Origin of the sequence: Streptomyces sp. NPDC051664, from assembly GCF_044453545.1 — a bacterium.
In the GTDB taxonomy this organism is placed as follows: domain Bacteria; phylum Actinomycetota; class Actinomycetes; order Streptomycetales; family Streptomycetaceae; genus Streptomyces.
Genome location: NZ_JBITCU010000004.1, coordinates 318688 through 335636 on the forward strand (window position 1 = coordinate 318688; position 16949 = coordinate 335636).

Annotated in this window: 16 protein-coding genes; 13 read left to right on the forward strand and 3 right to left on the reverse strand. The window is 71.3% G+C overall.

Annotated features, from left to right (window positions below; all coding sequences use genetic code 11):
• Positions 1-51: 51 nt before the first annotated feature.
• Positions 52-951, reverse strand: a complete 900-nt coding sequence (locus tag ACIA8E_RS10505) for a hypothetical protein (protein ID WP_399296504.1) — start codon at positions 949-951, stop codon at positions 52-54.
• Between the two features lie 230 nt (positions 952-1181).
• Here ACIA8E_RS10505 and ACIA8E_RS10510 point away from each other — a divergent pair, with 230 nt between their 5' ends.
• Positions 1182-1958, forward strand: coding sequence for a S1 family peptidase (locus ACIA8E_RS10510; protein ID WP_399296506.1), 777 nt, complete (start codon positions 1182-1184; stop codon positions 1956-1958).
• Positions 1959-1968: 10 nt separating this feature from the next.
• On the opposite strand, the gene ACIA8E_RS10515 is transcribed toward ACIA8E_RS10510, so the two are convergent.
• Positions 1969-3771 (reverse strand): glycoside hydrolase family 35 protein, encoded by a 1803-nt coding sequence (locus ACIA8E_RS10515; RefSeq protein ID WP_399296508.1) that lies wholly within the window; start codon positions 3769-3771, stop codon positions 1969-1971.
• Between the two features lie 223 nt (positions 3772-3994).
• On the opposite strand from ACIA8E_RS10515, the gene ACIA8E_RS10520 reads away from it, so the two are divergent.
• From ACIA8E_RS10520 to ACIA8E_RS10530, 3 genes are all read left to right on the forward strand, one after another.
• The gene (locus ACIA8E_RS10520) at positions 3995-4879 is read left to right on the forward strand and encodes a helix-turn-helix domain-containing protein (protein ID WP_384110545.1); all 885 of its coding nucleotides are present in this window, start codon (positions 3995-3997) and stop codon (positions 4877-4879) included.
• Between the two features lie 50 nt (positions 4880-4929).
• Positions 4930-5268, forward strand: a complete 339-nt coding sequence (locus ACIA8E_RS10525; protein WP_399296510.1) for a chorismate mutase — start codon at positions 4930-4932, stop codon at positions 5266-5268.
• 165 nt (positions 5269-5433) lie between these two features.
• A complete protein-coding gene (locus ACIA8E_RS10530) occupies positions 5434-6018 on the forward strand; it encodes a dihydrofolate reductase family protein (protein ID WP_399296512.1) in 585 nt (194 codons plus the stop codon).
• Positions 6019-6167: 149 nt separating this feature from the next.
• Here the strand turns inward: ACIA8E_RS10530 and ACIA8E_RS10535 are convergent, their stop codons facing one another.
• Positions 6168-7595, reverse strand: coding sequence for an MFS transporter (locus ACIA8E_RS10535; RefSeq protein WP_399296514.1), 1428 nt, complete (start codon positions 7593-7595; stop codon positions 6168-6170).
• A 322-nt stretch (positions 7596-7917) separates the two neighbouring features.
• On the opposite strand from ACIA8E_RS10535, the gene ACIA8E_RS10540 reads away from it, so the two are divergent.
• The 9 genes from ACIA8E_RS10540 (at position 7918) to ACIA8E_RS10580 (ending at position 16931) form a co-directional block, all read left to right on the forward strand.
• A complete protein-coding gene (locus tag ACIA8E_RS10540; RefSeq protein ID WP_399296516.1) occupies positions 7918-9399 on the forward strand; it encodes an aldehyde dehydrogenase in 1482 nt (493 codons plus the stop codon).
• Between the two features lie 29 nt (positions 9400-9428).
• Entirely contained in the window at positions 9429-10415 is a 987-nt protein-coding gene (locus ACIA8E_RS10545; protein WP_399296518.1) for a VOC family protein, read from the forward strand.
• Entirely contained in the window at positions 10412-11248 is an 837-nt protein-coding gene (locus ACIA8E_RS10550; RefSeq protein WP_399296520.1) for an aspartate dehydrogenase domain-containing protein, read from the forward strand. Before ACIA8E_RS10545 ends, ACIA8E_RS10550 begins: the two co-directional genes overlap by 4 nt.
• The gene (locus ACIA8E_RS10555) at positions 11245-12042 is read left to right on the forward strand and encodes an alpha/beta fold hydrolase (protein ID WP_399296522.1); all 798 of its coding nucleotides are present in this window, start codon (positions 11245-11247) and stop codon (positions 12040-12042) included. Before ACIA8E_RS10550 ends, ACIA8E_RS10555 begins: the two co-directional genes overlap by 4 nt.
• 44 nt (positions 12043-12086) lie before the next feature.
• Positions 12087-12608 (forward strand): cupin domain-containing protein, encoded by a 522-nt coding sequence (locus tag ACIA8E_RS10560; RefSeq protein WP_376258901.1) that lies wholly within the window; start codon positions 12087-12089, stop codon positions 12606-12608.
• Positions 12608-13384: an SDR family NAD(P)-dependent oxidoreductase gene (locus tag ACIA8E_RS10565; RefSeq protein WP_399296525.1), complete on the forward strand. Its 777-nt coding sequence runs from the start codon at positions 12608-12610 to the stop codon at positions 13382-13384. The genes ACIA8E_RS10560 and ACIA8E_RS10565 overlap by 1 nt, the downstream gene beginning before the upstream one ends.
• 92 nt (positions 13385-13476) lie before the next feature.
• On the forward strand, positions 13477-14262 hold the full coding sequence (locus ACIA8E_RS10570; RefSeq protein WP_399296527.1) for an SDR family oxidoreductase: 786 nt from the start codon (positions 13477-13479) through the stop codon (positions 14260-14262).
• Between the two features lie 45 nt (positions 14263-14307).
• The gene (locus tag ACIA8E_RS10575) at positions 14308-15969 is read left to right on the forward strand and encodes a thiamine pyrophosphate-binding protein (protein WP_399296529.1); all 1662 of its coding nucleotides are present in this window, start codon (positions 14308-14310) and stop codon (positions 15967-15969) included.
• Positions 15966-16931 carry a PDR/VanB family oxidoreductase gene (locus ACIA8E_RS10580; protein ID WP_399296531.1) on the forward strand — a complete coding sequence of 322 codons (966 nt, stop codon included), beginning with the start codon at positions 15966-15968 and terminating at the stop codon, positions 16929-16931. Before ACIA8E_RS10575 ends, ACIA8E_RS10580 begins: the two co-directional genes overlap by 4 nt.
• Positions 16932-16949: the final 18 nt, after the last annotated feature.

Below are 16949 nucleotides of genomic sequence, written 5' to 3' on the forward strand. Positions count from 1 at the left end.
GTGGGGACACCGCCCGCCGCGGACGCACCGACCCGACCCCACCACCCACGCTCACGTGTCGCAGTCCAGCACCGTGCGGCAGAGCCCGCACCGCACCCGCACTCGCCCCCGCACCGCAACCCGGATCCGCTGAAGACACGTCGGGCACGCGAACGAGACCCGCAGCCCGTCCGGACCGTCTTCGAAGGCGTACGGAACACCGGGGACGGGCGCCGCGGCCGTGCCCGGATGGTCCCGGGCGTACCGGCGGACCTTCGCGTAGCGCCGCCGGCCCGCCCACCCCGCCGCCGCGAGCGGTGGCTGCCGGGCGTCCTGCTCCGCCCGCGCCCGCCCCGCAGCGAACGCCTCGTAGGCCTGCGGGCTGGTGAACCACGGTGAGGGATCCTCGTCGAAGGCGAACGCCCGCTTGGCCAGGACGTACCCGAACTCCTCGGGGGTGAGGTAGCCGAGTTTCTGGCTGGACGTGGCGTCCTCCCGGAACGCGTCGAGCAGTAGCCAGCCCGCGCCCAGATATGCCGCCGCGGTGTCGGTGAGGATCTCGTTGTCGCGCGTGCCGGGGAACTCCAGGCCGAGCCGGTGCAGCAGCACATGCATGACCTCGTGCGAGAGCGCGGCGCCGATGTCCCTGCGGTGGGTGCGGAAGCGGTCGTTGAGCTCGATGAAGTACTCGGGGCCCGCCGCGAGTTCGACACTTCCCGCATGCTCCATCGCCCGGAACGCGACGATCATGCGGGCGTCCGGCAGATGCAGGTGCTGGACCATCGCCCGCGCCACCCGCTGCGCGCCGAGATGCAGATCGTCCTGATCGGAGAAGGCTGCGTCGGCGGGCACGAGGCTCGGGCCGTAACTGCGGACACCGTCGTACGACAGCCTCCGGTACAGCGCGGTGATCGCGGACCGGACGGTGTCGAGATGAGGGAAGCCGTGTACCACCGGACTGTCGCCTGTCACGTCCGCACCCCCTCCGTGACGCTCAACCGGCCTCCACTGTAAGCGGATGCGGGCCGATCGGTGGCGAGTACGGGAGCGAGGGGCGTCCGCGACATTGGCCGAAAAGTGGACCTTGTGGGGTCTGTGATCGCTTCCCGATAATCCGGCTCATGCCCTTGTCGGGTGCATGACGACATCGGGCACGTGTCGACCCACCCCCCACGCACCCCCCCACGAAAGAAGGCACTTCGTTGAAGCAGCTTCTGCGCACCCTGAAAAGATGTTCCGTCATAGCCGCGGTGGTCCTCGCCGCCGTCAGCCTGCAGCCCGCCGGAGCGTCCGCCGCCCCGACGCCCGTCGTCGGCGGAACCCGCGCCGCCCAGGGTGAGTTCCCCTTCATGGTCCGGCTCTCCATGGGCTGTGGCGGCGCCCTCTACACCAAGAGCATCGTGCTCACCGCGGCACACTGCGTGAACGGCTCGGGCAACAACACCTCCATCACCGCCACGGCCGGCGTCGTCGACCTGCAGTCCGCCGGTGCCATCAAGGTCAAGTCCACCAAGGTCCTGCAGGCCCCCGGCTACAACGGCATGGGCAAGGACTGGGCGCTGATCAAGCTCGCCAAGCCCATCGACCTGCCCACCCTGAAGATCGCCACCGACACCACGTACAACAGCGGCACCTTCACCATCGCCGGCTGGGGCGCCGCCACCGAGGGCGGCGGCCAGCAGCGGTACCTGCTGAAGGCCACCGTTCCGTTCGTCTCCGACGCCGACTGCCAGGACGCGTACGGCAGCGACCTCGTCCCCGGTGACGAGCTCTGCGCCGGATACGTCGACACCGGCGGTGTGGACACCTGCCAGGGCGACTCCGGCGGCCCCATGTTCCGCAAGGACAACGCCGGAGCCTGGATCCAGGTGGGCATCGTCAGCTGGGGCCAGGGCTGCGCCGAGCCCGGCTACCCCGGTGTGTACAGCGAGGTCTCGACCTTCGCCGCCAATATCGCCTCCGCGGCAGCCACGCTCTGACGCCGCAGTATCAGCTCCGATCAACCCCGGGTGTGCCCATGCCGACGGGCACACCCGGGCCCAGCTCCGCGTACGGGGCTCCCGCACCCTCCACCTCCAGCACCCACACCTCATTGGTGCCTTCCCGCAGCACCGGACCCGGCACGTACAGCGTCTGCTGCGGGCCCGCCGACCAGTAGCGGCCCAGGCAGAAGCCGTTCACCCAGACGAACCCGCGTGTCCAGCCCGGAAGTTCGAGACCCACATGATCCGGGTGACCCGGCTCCGTCTGTTCGAACGACCCCCGGTACAGCCCGGTGCGTCCCTCCGCGACATCCCCGAACGGCACCCCGGCCACCGCGCCCGGCTCCTCGAACGCGGCCAGCCGCAGCGCCCTGGCCCGTACACCGTGCAGGTACTGCCGCTCGTGCAGCACCCCGCCCGTGATGCCCTTCGGCTCACCCAGTCGCGGCCCGTAGTTGACCCGGCCCAGCGACTCCACCCACAGCTCGACGGACGCAGGCCCGGCCACGGGCGTGTCGAGGGTGGCACTCCCGTCGCCCAGCACGCCTTCCCGGACGCCGTTCACGTACACCACAGCCCGGTCCCGGAGCCCCGTCACCCCCAGCGTGTAAGGCTGCCGCGGACCCGGAACATCCACCTGATAGCGCACCAGACCCCGGTCGACGCCCAGCTCCTCGAACGTCGGCGGAACACCGGATTCCGCCGGTTCCGGGTCGCCCAGTGCTTCCAGCACGCCGGACAGCGGCGCCCACCCGGTCAGCTCCACCCGCACCGGCGCCGCGAGCCCGGACGGCTCCGGCGGCAGATCAGGAAGCGGACCGTCCGAGAACTCGGCGAGGATCTCCCGGAACAGCCAGAACTTCTCCGTGGGCCGCCCGTACTCGTCGATCGGGGCGCCGTAGTCGTACGACGTCACGGTCGGCAGGAAGTCCTCGTCCTGCAGCGAACCGGACCGGTTGGCCCCCGCCCAGCCCGCGAAGTTCGTCCCCCCGTGCGCCATGTAGATGTTCACGGACGCCCCGCACTCCAGGATCTCCCGCAGCGCGTCGGCGGCCTGCGCGGGTTCCCGTACGACCGGCGGAGCACCCCAGTGCGCGAACCAGCCGCACCAGAACTCCATGCACATCAGCGGACCCTTCGGCTGGTGCCGGCGCAGCACCTCGAACGCCTCACGCGCCCCCGACCCGAAGTTCGCCGTGGCGAGCAGACCGGGCACGGATCCGCCCGTCAGCATGTGGTCCTCCGGCCCGTCGGACGTGAACAGCGGCACACTCACCCCCTGTTCGCCCACCATGTCCGCCAGTCGTCGCAGATAGACCGCGTCGGTGCCGTAGCTGCCGTACTCGTTCTCCACCTGGACCATGACCACGGGGCCGCCGCGGTCGATCTGCCGTTCCACCACCTGCGGCAGCAACTGCGCGAACCACCGCTCGACCGCCCCCAGATACCCGGCATCACGGCTTCGCACACGCCGCCCGAACCGCCCCGTCACCCAGACCGGCAGCCCGCCGTTCTCCCACTCGGCGCAGATGTACGGCCCCGGGCGGACGATCGCCCACAGGCCGGCCCGGTGCGCCGCGTCCAGGAACCGGCCCAGCGCCGCCACGTCCCGGAACACGCCGGGCTCCGGCTCATGGACGTTCCATGGAACGTACGTCTCGACACAGTTCAGGCCCATGGCCCGAAGCATCGAAAGCCGGTGATCCCACTGTGCCTCGTGCACCCGGAAATAGTGCAGGGCCCCCGACAGCAGGCGTACGGGGTTCCCGTCGAGCCGGAAGTGGTCGTCCCCCACGGTGAAGTCAGCCATCGTGCTCGTACTCTCCTGTTGCGCCGGTCCCACCCCCGAAGCCGCGCGTCCCGAGGCCGCACGACGGTACGCACCACGGAGCGGGCGGACCCGGGAGGAATGCTGCAGCCACCTTCGCCCCCTGGCGTGCGGCCGGTCCATGGACAAAGATCGCTGCTGTTTGGACACAATGCGCAGATCACCGAACCGACCCCGGCCGAGCGGAGCGGAGGAAGGGAAGCCGATGTCGACCTACCACACCTGGATGCGCTTCTTCACGCCCAGCCCGCTCCACCACCGGCTGGGCCTCGTCTGCCTGGGCGTCGGCCTGCAGCACGGCGCGCTGCCCACGGTCGGTCCCCGCACCCTGGACCACCATGTGGCCGTCGTGATCCACTCGGGCAGTGGCTGGTTCGGCAGCCCCGACGGCCGCCGGCTGCCCGTCACCGCCCCCAGCCTGATCTGGCTGACCCCCGGCACCCCGCACCACTACGGCGCCGACCCGGGCACCGGCTGGGACGAGAGTTTCGTCGACTTCACCGGCCCCGCCACCGCCACGTACACCGAACTCGGCTACATCGAACCGGACCGCCCCCTCGTCCCCCTCGCCGACACGGCGGGCCCGCGCGCCGCGGTGAGCCGGATCGTCCGCGCGGCCCGACGCGGCAACCCGCTGCTGGAGGTCGAGACCGGCGCCGCCGTCCATGAACTCCTCGTCGCCCTGCGCCGGGCCCGCGCCGATGTCAGCCCCGACGGCGACCCGGTCCTGAAGGCCCTCGCCCGCGATGCGTTCCAGCCGCTTTCGGTCGCCGAACACGCAGCCAGGCACAACATGACGCCCGCCGAACTGCGCACCGCGGTACGGCGCGGCGCCGGCTGCAGCCCCAAGGACTACCTCCTGGGCATCCGTCTCGGCCGCGCCAAGGAACTCCTCGCCGCGACCGAACTGCCGGTCGCCGCGGTCGCCCGCCGCGTCGGCTACGACGACCCCGCCTACTTCTCACGCCTGTTCGCCCGCCGCGTCGGCACCGCCCCGGTCCGCTTCCGCGAACAGCAGGGCCGCGCCGTACCGGGCGGTTGGAGCGACACGATCCCCGACCCGGACCACCCACCGATGATCAGCCCCTGAGGGCTGTCCCGTAGCAGGGCCCCGGACCCGGCCGTCTAAGCTCGTCGACCATGACCACCAGCGACACCGACGAGTCCGTACGCGCGGAACTGAACCGGCTCCGCGAAAGCATCGACAACATCGACGCTGCTGTTGTCCACATGCTCGCCGAGCGCTTCAAGTGCACCCAGCAGGTCGGCCATCTCAAGGCGAACCACAAGCTGCCCCCGGCCGACCCCGACCGCGAAGCCGAACAGATCGCCCGCCTGCGCCGCCTCGCGGAGAACGCGAAACTGGACCCGGCCTTCGCGGAGAAGCTCCTCAACTTCATCATCGCTGAAGTGATCAGGCACCACGAGCGGATCGCCGGCGATCCTCCGGCCGGCGACGCAGTCTTCGAGGGGTGCTGACGGCGTTCGTCGCGTACGACACGGAACGGGCCGCCGAGGCTGTCGAGGGGGACCTTCGTGTCGAGGCAGCCGGCAGCCGACCGACTGCCCGGAAGGGCCCGGTCGGCGTACCTCCGGCCCGGGCTGTTGGACCCCCGAATCCCGATCGTGTTGGCGAGGACCGTGATGCGGAAAGTCATCCTGATGATGTCGGTGTCCCTCGACGGATTCATCGAGGGGCCGGACCGCGACATCGGCTGGCACCTGGTCGACGACGAGCTGCACAGCCATTTCAACGACGAACTCGCAGCGATGGGCGGCTTTCTGAGCGGTCGTGTCACCCATGAGCTGATGGCCGAGTTCTGGCCGACGGCCGACGCCGACCCCTCGAATACCGGGCCGATGGCGGAGTTCGCCGGTATCTGGCGGGACATGCCCAAGATCGTGTTCTCCAGGACCCTGGAGCGGGCCGACTGGAACACCACCGTCGTGCGGGACGTCGTCCCCGAGGAGATCATGGCGCTCAAGGCACAGCCGGGTGGGGACCTGTCCCTCGGTGGCGCCGATCTCGCCGCGGCCTTCAGGAAGCACGATCTGATCGACGAGTACCGCGTCTACGTCCATCCGGTCCTCATCGGGCGGGGCAAGCCGCTGTTCCGGCCGGCGGACGCGAAGAGCGATCTGCGACTCGCCGGGACCCGGAGCTTCGGCAACGGGGTCGTCCTGCTCCACTACCGGCGTCCCGAGGAGATCTCCGCGGCAGGGCGATGACCTCCCGCGCGGACTCCCGTCTTCGGGGACACGCCGCGCACCGGCACTGCGGCCACACACCCCCACCGGCACGGCGGCCCGGACGCTGATCGCACTGCAATGCACTGCACCGGGCGGGCCGCCGGCGACGTCGCGAGCGCGCGGGGCGGTCAGGGGGAGATCTCCTCCAGTGGTCGGTTGGCCGTCTCCTCGGCGAGGGCGCCTGCCACCACCGCGCCGACCAGCGCCACCGCACCGAGCATCACGAAGACCGCGGCGACGTTGTTCCCGGCGCTGTAGACCGCGCCGACCAGGATCGGGCCCAGGATCACGCCGAGGCGATTGACCGCGCCGCCGACACTGCAGCCGAGGGCGCGCATCCGGGTCGGGTACAGCTCCGGCGTGTACAGGTACAGGCAGATGTTGGAGCCGAAGAAGCCGACGGCCGACAGCGAGGTCCAGATCAGGACCTGGGCGGGGGTGTGGGCGCCGAGCGCGGCCAGGGCCAGCAGGAGCGCGGCGGAGCCGCCCAGGAAGATCGCGAAGATCTTGCGGCGGCCGAGGATGTCCACGGTGAGCGCCACCAGCAGGCAGCCGAGCAGTCCGGCGACCGAGGTGACCGTGGAGTAGAGCAGGGCGTCGGAGAGCGTGAGGCCGTACCCGTCCTTGTAGATGCTGGGCAGCCAGGACGTCACGCCGTAGTTGACGAAGTAGCCGGTGAACCAGATCGCGCCCACCACCAGGGTGCGGCGGCGGTAGCGGCCGGTGAACAGGGAACGCAGCCCGGTGGCGGTGCGCTCCGCGTCGGTGGCCGCCTTCGCCGCCGGGGACCCGGGGTGCACCGGGGGTCCGGGGGAGTACCGGACCGGCGGCAGCGGTTCGCCCGTGGCGGCCGACACCTTCGCCTCGATCTCGTCCATGACCGCCTCGGCCTCCGCTGTCCGCCCCCGGTCCGCCAGCCAGCGCGGCGATTCGGGAACCGTGCGCTGGACGAGGAACGCGAGCAGTCCGGGGACGGCCGCGACCGCGAACATCACGCGCCAGCCGGCCGCGGGCACCAGCCACGCGGCGGCCAGGGCGCCGACGGTCAGTCCGGCCGGGAAGACGAGTTCGTACAGCAGGACGAAGCGGCCCCGCTTGAAGCTCCGGGTGATCTCGCTGATGAACGCTGCGGCCACCGGTACCTCGCCGCCGATCGCGAGCCCCTGCACGAAGCGCAGCGCCAGGAACGGGGTGAGCGACGTGCAGGCCACGAGGGCGAGGCCGGCCAGTCCTGAGGCGGCCACGCAGTACGCGATCACCCGGACCCGGCCGAACCTGTCGGCCAGCCGGCCCGACAGCAGCGCGCCGATGAGCATGCCGACCGAGCCGACGGTGAGCACCGACGTGGCATCGCCGTCGGTCAGGTGCCACTCCTGCCGGAGCTCTGGCAGTGCGTACGCGATCAGCAGCTGGTCGAAGGCCTCGAAGAAGGTGACGACGCCGACGACGAGGCGGACGGTGACATGCCAGCGGGAGGCCGGCAGCCGCTCGAAGCGGGCGGCTATGGCGTCACGGGCGGTGACGGCTTCGCGGGTGGCGGCGGTGGGCCGGGTCATCGAGGGTTCCTCCTGCTCCGGGTGGGGGCGGAGCGGTTGGGGAGCCAGGTGTGCGGGAGAGCAGGGGCGTACGGGAGTGAGCTGAGCGTACGGGGACGGCGTGGCGGTGCGGGCTCGTGAGCTTGTGAGACCGCCCACCACTGTCGTCGGCTGCTCTCTGAAGTGCCTAGCTTCTTAGGTCTTAAGTTTTATCGGTCGGGGGGTGGAGGTCGTCAAGACCTCCAGGGCAAAAGAGTTTTTACGAAGAGGCCTTGCGGTGAATTACTTAAGCACTTAGATTTTTAGCTCTGAGGTAACCGTATCGACTGCAGGAGGCCAACTGATGCTTGCCGACGAAGTGTTGGTCGCAGGGCAGTGGCGGCAGGGCCGCGGTGCCCCCATCGAGACCGTCGACCCCGCCACCGGCCAGGTCATCGCCACCGTGCACGCCGCATCCCTCGACGACGTCGAGGACGCCGTGACCGCCGCCGTCCACGCGGCCCACGACCCCGCCTGGCGTGAGCTGCCCGCCCATCTGCGGGCCCGGCTGCTGCACCGCATCGCCGACCTCGTCGAGCGCGACGCCGACCGGCTCTCCACCCTGCAGACCGCCGACACCGGCAAGTGCCGTACCGAGACCCGTGCCCTCGTGCTGAGCGCCGCGGGCACCTTCCGCTACACCGCCGCCGCACTGGAGACCGCCGAGGACACGATCACCCCGGCCCGCGGCCCGTACATCACGATGAGCGTCCACGAACCCATCGGCGTCGTCGGCGCGATCACCCCGTGGAACTCGCCCATCGCCAGCGACGCCCAGAAGCTCGCCCCCGCACTCGCCGCGGGCAACGCGGTCCTCCTCAAGCCCGCGGAGTGGACCCCGCTCGTCGCCCTCGCCCTCGGCCGCCTCGTCCACCAGGCACTGACCGAGGCCGCACTGCCCGCCGCACTGCTCTCCGTGCTGCCCGGCCGCGGCAGCGTCATCGGCGACGCGATCGTCCGCCACCCGGCCGTCGGAAAGATCACCTTCACCGGTGGCACGAACACCGGCCGCACTCTCGCGCACGCCGCCGCCGACAAGCTGATCCCTGTATCGCTGGAGCTCGGCGGCAAGTCGCCGACGATCGTCTTCGACGACGCCGACCTCGAGCAGGCCCTGGCAGGCGTCATGTACGGCGTCTTCTCCTCCAGCGGCCAGAGCTGCATCGCCGGATCGCGGCTCTTCGTCGCCCGCTCGCGGTACGAGGAATTCGTCGGCGAACTCGTCGCCCGCACCGAGAAGCTGCGCGTCGGACCCGGCACCGACCCGGACACCCAGGTCGCCCCACTCGTCCACCACAAGCACCGTGACAGCGTCGCCGCCTACGTCGACCTGGCCCGCGAAGAAGGCGCCACCGTCCGGTGCGGGGGAGCGGCCCCCGAAGGCGACTCCTACCGCGACGGCGCCTACTACCTCCCCACCGTCCTCGACGGCCTCCCCAATACCGCCAGGGTCTGCCAGGAAGAGATCTTCGGACCCGTGCTCGTCGCCCTGCCCTTCGACGACGAGGACGACCTCGTCGCCCAGGCCAACGACAGCGTGTACGGCCTCGCCTGCGGACTGTGGACCCGGGACCACACCAAGGCCTGGCGGGTCGCCCGCCGTATCGACGCCGGAACGGTCTGGATCAACACGTACAAGCAGTTCAGCATCTCCACCCCGTTCGGCGGGCTGAAGGACAGCGGCATCGGCACCGAGAAGGGCCGCGACCTGATCCGCGGCTACCAGCGGCAGAAGTCCCTCTACTGGGGCACCGGCACCGCCCCGCTGCCCTGGGCCACCCACTGATGCCGACAGACGAGGAGCCGGAGAACCACATGACTCACGAGAACCGCACGGCGTACGAGAACCTCCACGCCCGCCCCGCCGCCGTCCCGCTCGAACCCGTCGCCCGGCTGCGCGCCCTGCGCTCCGTCGAGCTGCACACCCCCGCCTTCACCGAGTCCACCGACTTCTACACCGAGGTGTGGGGCCTGGAACCCGTCGAGCAGGACCGCGACGCCGCATGGCTGCGCGGCACCGGCGAAGAACACCACGTCCTCGCCCTCACCCGCGGCGAACGCAACGGCCTCGGCCGCATCACCTTCGCCGTCGCCACCCCCGCCGAGATCGACGAGGCCGCCCGCCGCCTCCTCGCCAGGGGCATCGTCCCCGTCGCCGGTCCCGGCCCCCTCGACCAGGTCGGCGGCGGATACGGACTCCGCTTCACCGACCCCGAGGGCCGGCTCATCGAACTCAGCGCACAGACGCACGCCGTCACCCCGCGCGGCCAGGACGCCGCCGTCCCCGTCGGCGTCACCCACACCGTCCTCAACACCACCGACATCGACGCCGCCGTCGCCTTCTACACCTCGATCCTCGGGCTGCGCGTCTCCGACTGGTCCGAGCACCAGATGGCCTTCCTGCGCTGCAACGCCGACCACCACTGCATCGCCTTCAACCAGGCCGCATGGGCGTCACTGAACCACGTCGCGTACGAGATGACATCGGTGGACCACTTCATGCGCGGCCTCGGCCGGCTCCGCCACCACGGCATCAACCCTCAGTGGGGGCCCGGCCGGCACGGACCCGGCAACAACACCTTCTCGTACTTCACCGACCCCGCCGGACTCGTCTGCGAATACACCTCCGAGGTCGCCCAGATCGTCGAGGACGCCTGGATCGCCAAGGTCTGGCGGCGCACCCCCGACCTCTCCGACCTGTGGGGGACAGCAGGTCCGCCGTCCCAGAAGATCCGCTGCCACATGGCGGGCGAACCCGACCCCGGGCCACTGGCCCCCGCCACCGACGAGGTGTCCGCATGACCGCCACCACCACCCGCCCCACTCCCGTCGCACGCCCCGCGCGACCCGCGCGACGCATCGGACTCGTCGGCTGGGGCGCCATCGGCCGTGTCGTCGGCACCGCCCTCGCCGAGGGCCACATCCCCGGCGCCGAACTGACCTGCATCGTCGACAACCGGCCCCTCGTCGACGCCCCCGCACCCCAACTGTCCTTCGAGGACGCCCTCACCGTCTGCGACCTCATCGTCGAAGCCGCAGGCCAGGCCGTCGTACGGGAGTGGGCCGAGCGGGTCCTCGACAGCGGCGCCGACCTGCTGATCGCCTCCACCGGAGCACTCGTCGACCCCGAACTCGTCGACCGGCTGCGCACAGCCGGCCCCGGACGCGTCTACTTCACCGGCGGCGCCGTCGGCGGACTCGACCTCCTCCAGGCCGTCACGGGGCTGGGCGCCCTCACCTCCGTACGCCTGACCACCACCAAACTGCCCGCCACCCTCCACCAACCGTGGATGGACGCCGAGCTCACCGAACGGCTGCGGACCACCACCGAACCGGTGGAAGTGATGCGCGGCACCGCCCGCGACGTCCCGGTGAAGTTCCCCAAGTCCACCAACGTCGCCGCATCCGTGGCCCTCGCGACCGGCGACCCCGACCTCGTCGAGGTCGTCGTCGTCGCCGACCCGGCCGCCACCCTCACCCGGCACGTCATCGAGGCGGACGGCCCGCACGGCACCTACCGCTTCGAGGTCGCCCACCGGCCCGACGCCACGAACCCCGCCACCAGCCAGGTCGTGCCGCACGCCGTACTGCGCAGCCTCGCAGCCGTCGCCGGCCGGGCAGGACAGATCCTGTGACCGCCACCCTCACCACCGCGGTCCACACCCAGGAGGCCGGGAACCCCGACGCACCGCTGCTGCTCTGCCTGCACGGCATCGGCTCCTCCTCCGCCGCCTTCGCCCCGCAACTCGCCGGACTCTCCGACCAGGTACGGGTCGTCGCCTGGGACGCCCCCGGGTACGCGGCCTCCGCCGACCCCGGCCGGGCCCCCGGCCTCGACGGCTACGCCGACACCGCGGCCGCGCTGATCCGTGACCGCGGCGGCCGCGCCCATGTCCTCGGCGTCTCCTGGGGCGGCGTCATCGCCCTGCGCCTTGCCGCCCGCCACCCCGACCTCGTCGAGTCCCTGATCGTCGCCGACTCCAGCCGCGGCTCCGGCACCCACCCGGACAAGGCAGCCGCCATGCGCGCCCGCGCGGCACAGCTCGCCGCCGAAGGCCCGGACGCCTTCGCCGCCGCCCGCGGCCCGCGCCTCGTCTCCGCCGACGCCCCCGCCGAACTCGTCGAACGCGTCGTGGCGACCATGGCCGCCTCCATCCGCACCCCCGGATACGGCTACGCCGCCGACGCGATGGCCGAGGCCGACCTCACAGACGACGTGCCCGCCATCACCGCACCGGCCCTCGTCCTCTGCGGCGAACAGGACACCGTCACCGGAACCGAGGAGTCCCAAGCCATCGCGGGCGGCCTCACCAAGTCCGTGTACGTGACCCTCTCCGGCGCCGGACACCTCTCCAACCAGGAACGGCCCGAGGCCTTCAACGCCTGGGTCCGCGCCCACCTCCACGTCGTCGCCCGCACCCCCGCGTGACGACGGCCCGCCCCCACCCGCACCAACGAACCGAGGAGCAACCCGTGCCCATCGACAACACCCCCTACGAGACCGACGGCGACCTCGCGAAGTACACCGACTCGCTCATCGCCACCAAGGACTCCCGCGAGCCCGACTGGAACACCCTCTCCTTCCAGGCGAAGGCCGGCGACCAGTACAAGCGCGCCCAGATCCGCTACGTCGGCTCCGGCGCCACCGGCAACCACGAGAACGACAACCGCATCATCCCGTCCGGCGGCTTCACCTTCTCCAACATGCTGCTGCCGCCCGGCGCCGAGGGCCCCGAGCACACCCACCACGACGTCGAGGAAGCCTTCTTCGTCCTCGAGGGCCAGGTCAGGGTCGGCATCCACCGCGGCGCCGACGAGGTCGAGTACCGTACCCTCGGCTACCGCGACATGATCGTCGTGCCTGCCGGAGTGGCCCGCTCGCTGAAGAACGAGGGCGACACCGACGCCCTGTTCTGCGTCATCATCGGCACGCAGAAGCCGCAGGTCCCGACGTACCCCGAGCACTCCCCGATGCACGGCATCACCCGCGACTGATGGCCGCCGACGACACCCCCCGTACAGCGGACGGCTCCCGTACGGTCGTCGTCACCGGCGCCGGCCGCGGCCTCGGACTGGCCGCGGCCCGCCGGATCGGCGCCGACGGCTACCGCGTCGTCATCGCCGAACTCGACGAACGGACCGGCAAACAGGCCGCCGACGACCTGCGCGCCGACGGCATCACCGCGGACTTCCACCCGCTCGACGTCGCCGACCCGGACTCCGTCGACGCCCTCGCCGCCACCCTCGCCGGCGACGGCACCAGGCTCCACGGCCTCGTCAACAACGCCGGTCTGGCCAACGCGGTCGGCGGGAAACCGTTCCACGAGATCGACGTGGAGGCGTGGGACCGCATCATGACGGTCAACGCCCGCGGTCCCTGGCTCGTCGCCCGCGCCCTCCTGCCGCTCATGAAGGCAAGCGGTGGCGGCCGGATCGTCAACCTCGCCTCGGACGCGGCGCTGTACGGCTCGCCCCGCCTCGCCCACTACATCGCCTCCAAGGGCGCCGTCATCTCCCTGACCCGGGCCATGGCCCGCGAGACCGGAGAGCTCGGCATCACCGTCAACGCGGTCGCCCCCGGACTGACCGAGGGGGAGTCCTCCGTCGACATCCCCGTCGAACGGCACGAGCTGTACCGGCTGAACCGGGCGATCTCCCGGCCCCAGCAACCGGCGGACCTGGTCGGCCTAATCGCCTTCCTCGTCGGCGACGAGTCCGGCTACATCACCGGCCAGACCTTCGCCGTCAACGGCGGCTTCACCATGCACTGACCTTGCGGGCACCCCGCCGCACCGGACCACCCCCACGGGGGCCCCGGTGCGGCGACCGCCCCAGGACACCCCCTCACACCAAGGAGTACGAGATGGACCTCGGCCTCGCCGACCGCAGCATCCTCGTCACCGGCGGCAGCTCCGGCGTCGGCCTCGCCACGGTCCGCATGCTGCTCGCCGAAGGCGCCCGCGTCGCCACCTGCGGCCGCCGCGCCGACGGCCTCACCACCGCCCTCGACGGGCTCGCCGGACCGGACAGGCTCCACCACGCCCCCTGCGACGTACGCGACGAAGCGGCAGTCAAAGCATTCACCGAAGAAGCCGCCGACCGCTTCGGCGGCCTCGACGGACTCGTCAACAACGCCGGCGCCTCCCGGATGAAACCCTTCGCCGAGACCACCGCCGACGACTGGCGCGACGAACTCGAACTCAAATTCTTCGGCGTCCTCAACCCCCTCCACGCCGCCCTGCCCCACCTGCGCAAGTCCGGCAACGCCTCCGTCGTCAACATCAACGCCGTACTCGCCAAACAGCCCGAGACCCGGCTCATGACCACCAGCGCCGCCCGCGCCGGCATCCTCAACCTCTCGACGTCCCTGTCGAAGGAACTCGCCCCCGACGGCATCCGCGTCAACTCCGTCTGCCTCGGCCTCGTCGACACCGGACAGTGGGAACGCCGCTACGCAGCATCCGGCAGCCCCCTCGACTACGCCGCCTGGCAGGCCGAACTCGCCGCCGACCGCGGCATCGCACTCGGCCGCCTCGGCAACGCCGACGAAGTCGCGTACGCCATCACCACCCTCCTGTCACCCCGGGCCTCGTACATCACCGGCACCACCGTCGACGTCTGCGGCGGCGTCAACCGATCCATCGCATAACACCCACCCCCCACCCCCGTTCACGTACCTCAGGAGCGCAACGACATGACCCAACCCAACGGCGGCGACCTGCTCGTCGAGACGCTGCGCGGACTCGGCGTCGACACGGTGTTCGGCATCGTCAGCGTGCACAACCTGCCGCTCGTCGAAGCCGTGGACCGCGACCTGCGCTTCGTCCCCGTGCGCCACGAAGCCGCCGCAGTCAACGCGGCCGACGGCTACGCCCGCGCCACCGGACGCCTCGGCTGCGCCCTCACCAGCACCGGCACCGGAGCGGGCAACGCAGCAGGCTCCCTCATCGAGTCCCTCAGCTCCGGCACCCCCGTCCTCCACATCACCGGCCAGATCGACAGCGAATATCTCGGCTCCGGACGCGGCTTCATCCACGAGACCAAGGACCAGCTCGGCATGCTCCGCGCGGTCTCCACCCACGCCGTCACCGTGACCGACGCCGCCGACGCGGGCGACATCCTCCGCGATGCCGCCGCCCGCGCCCTCACCGCCCCGCACGGCCCCGTCAGCGTCGAATGGCCCATCGACCTGCAGTTCGCCCCCCAGCAGCTGACCGGCACCCCCGTACCCGTCAGCTCACCCCCGGCCCTGCCCGACCCGGCACTCCTCGACGAGGCCGCGGCGCTCCTCGCCGCCGCACACCGCCCCCTCGTCTGGGCCGGCGGCGGAGCCAACAACGCCCGCCCCGAACTCGCCGCACTCCTCGGCGCGCTGAACGCCGGACTCGTCACCTCCAACTCCGGCCGTGGCTCCGTCCCCGAGTCCGACGAACGCGTCCTCGGCAACTACGCCACCGCCCCCGCCGGACGCGCCCTCCTCGCCGAAGCCGACGTGCTGCTCTCCATCGGCACCCACTTCCGCTCCAACGAGACCGCCGACTACAGCCTCGAACTGCCTTCGGTGCACATCCAGCTGGACCTCGACCCGGCCGCCCCCGGCCGCGTCTACCCGGCCACCTGCGCCCTGCACGGCGACGCGGCCGCCGTCCTCACGGCCCTCGTGGAACGCATCTGCAGCAGCGGTACGGAGACGGACTGGCCGGCCCGCGTACGCAAGGCCCGTAACGACGCCCGCAGCGCACAGCGTCACGCGATCGGCCCGCAGGCCGCAGTCAACGACGCGATCCGCGACGCCTGCCCGCCCACATCCGTCATCGCCCGCGACGTCACCATCCCCTCCTCAACCTGGGGAAACCGGCTGCTGGAAATCACCGACCCGGCGACCAACGTCTTCCCCCGCGGCGGAGGCATCGGACAAGGCCTCGCCATGGGCATCGGCGCCGCACTCGGCCGCCCCGACACCCCCACCGTCGTCATCGCAGGCGACGGCGGCCTCGCCGTCCACCTCGGCGAACTCCTCACCCTCGCCCAGGAGAGGCCCCGCCTCACCCTCCTCGTCTTCAACGACGGAGGCTACGGCGTCCTGCGCAACATGCAGGACACCCACTTCCCCCGCCGCTCCGGAGTCGACCTCACCACCCCCGACTTCGCCGCGCTCGCCGCCGCCGTCGGACTCCCGTACGCCCGGATCGCCACCGAAGCCGACGCGGGCCCCGTCATCAAGGAAGCCACCGCCTCGGACGGCCCCACCCTCGTCGAGATCGACCTCACCGCACTCGGCCCGATGAACACGCCGTTCACCCCGCCCGTCAAGCTCCCCTCGACCGCCACCGGACAAGGAGGCGACCCGCGATGAACACCACCGGACAAGAACCCCAGCTCGACCTGCTCGTCCACCGCATGACCTGGGAAGCCGACGGCGTCCTCGGCATCGAACTCACCCACCCGGACGGCACCCCCCTCCCCGTCTGGACCCCCGGCGCCCACATCGACGTACACACCGGCGGCCACATCCGCCAGTACTCCCTGTGCTCAGACCCCGCCGACCCCACCCACTGGCGCATCGGCATCCTCAAGGAACCCGCATCCCGCGGCGGCTCCGCCCACGTCCACACCCAGCTGCGGCCCGGCCAGACCCTCCGCGTCCAAGGCCCCCGCAACCACTTCGAACTCGACGCCGACAACAACGCCGGCAGCTTCCTCTTCATCGCAGGCGGCATCGGCATCACCCCGATCCTCGCCATGGCCCGCGAAGCGACCCGCCGCGCCATCCCCTGGCGCGTCGTCCACGGCGGCCGCACCCGCGCCTCCATGGCCTTCGGTGCCGAACTCACCGCACTCGCCGAACTCCCCGGCGGATCAGTCGAGTTCGTCCCCCAGGACGAGCAGGGTCACATCGGCCTCGACACCCTCCTCGGCGACCTCCCCGCAGACACCCAGGTCTACTGCTGCGGACCGGAACCGCTCCTCGCCGCCGTCGAGGAACGCTGCCCCACCGCCCGTACGGAACGCTTCGCCGCCCCGACGGCAGCCCCCCGCGACGCAGCGGACACCGGCTTCGACGTCGTCTGCTCCCGCACCGGAACCACCGTCCAGGTCGGCCCCGACACCTCGGTCCTGGACGCACTCGAAGGCGCCGGAATCTCCGTACCCTCCTCCTGCCGCGACGGCATCTGCGGCACCTGCGAGACCAAAGTCCTCGAAGGCACCCCCGACCACCGGGACTTCCTGCTCTCCGACAGCGAGAAGGCCGCCGGTGCCTCGATGATGCTCTGCGTCTCCCGCGCCTGCACCCCGTGCCTCGTCCTCGACCTCTGAACCACCCCCGAAGGGAGC

Coding starts and splice junctions, on each gene's coding strand:
- ACIA8E_RS10515 (WP_399296508.1), bottom strand. CDS start 3,771: ATGGCTGACTTCACCGTGGGGGACGACCACTTCCGGCTCGACGGGAAC.
- ACIA8E_RS10520 (WP_384110545.1), top strand. CDS start 3,995: ATGTCGACCTACCACACCTGGATGCGCTTCTTCACGCCCAGCCCGCTC.
- ACIA8E_RS10525 (WP_399296510.1), top strand. CDS start 4,930: ATGACCACCAGCGACACCGACGAGTCCGTACGCGCGGAACTGAACCGG.
- ACIA8E_RS10530 (WP_399296512.1), top strand. CDS start 5,434: ATGCGGAAAGTCATCCTGATGATGTCGGTGTCCCTCGACGGATTCATC.
- ACIA8E_RS10535 (WP_399296514.1), bottom strand. CDS start 7,595: ATGACCCGGCCCACCGCCGCCACCCGCGAAGCCGTCACCGCCCGTGAC.
- ACIA8E_RS10540 (WP_399296516.1), top strand. CDS start 7,918: ATGCTTGCCGACGAAGTGTTGGTCGCAGGGCAGTGGCGGCAGGGCCGC.
- ACIA8E_RS10545 (WP_399296518.1), top strand. CDS start 9,429: ATGACTCACGAGAACCGCACGGCGTACGAGAACCTCCACGCCCGCCCC.
- ACIA8E_RS10550 (WP_399296520.1), top strand. CDS start 10,412: ATGACCGCCACCACCACCCGCCCCACTCCCGTCGCACGCCCCGCGCGA.
- ACIA8E_RS10565 (WP_399296525.1), top strand. CDS start 12,608: ATGGCCGCCGACGACACCCCCCGTACAGCGGACGGCTCCCGTACGGTC.
- ACIA8E_RS10570 (WP_399296527.1), top strand. CDS start 13,477: ATGGACCTCGGCCTCGCCGACCGCAGCATCCTCGTCACCGGCGGCAGC.
- ACIA8E_RS10575 (WP_399296529.1), top strand. CDS start 14,308: ATGACCCAACCCAACGGCGGCGACCTGCTCGTCGAGACGCTGCGCGGA.
- ACIA8E_RS10580 (WP_399296531.1), top strand. CDS start 15,966: ATGAACACCACCGGACAAGAACCCCAGCTCGACCTGCTCGTCCACCGC.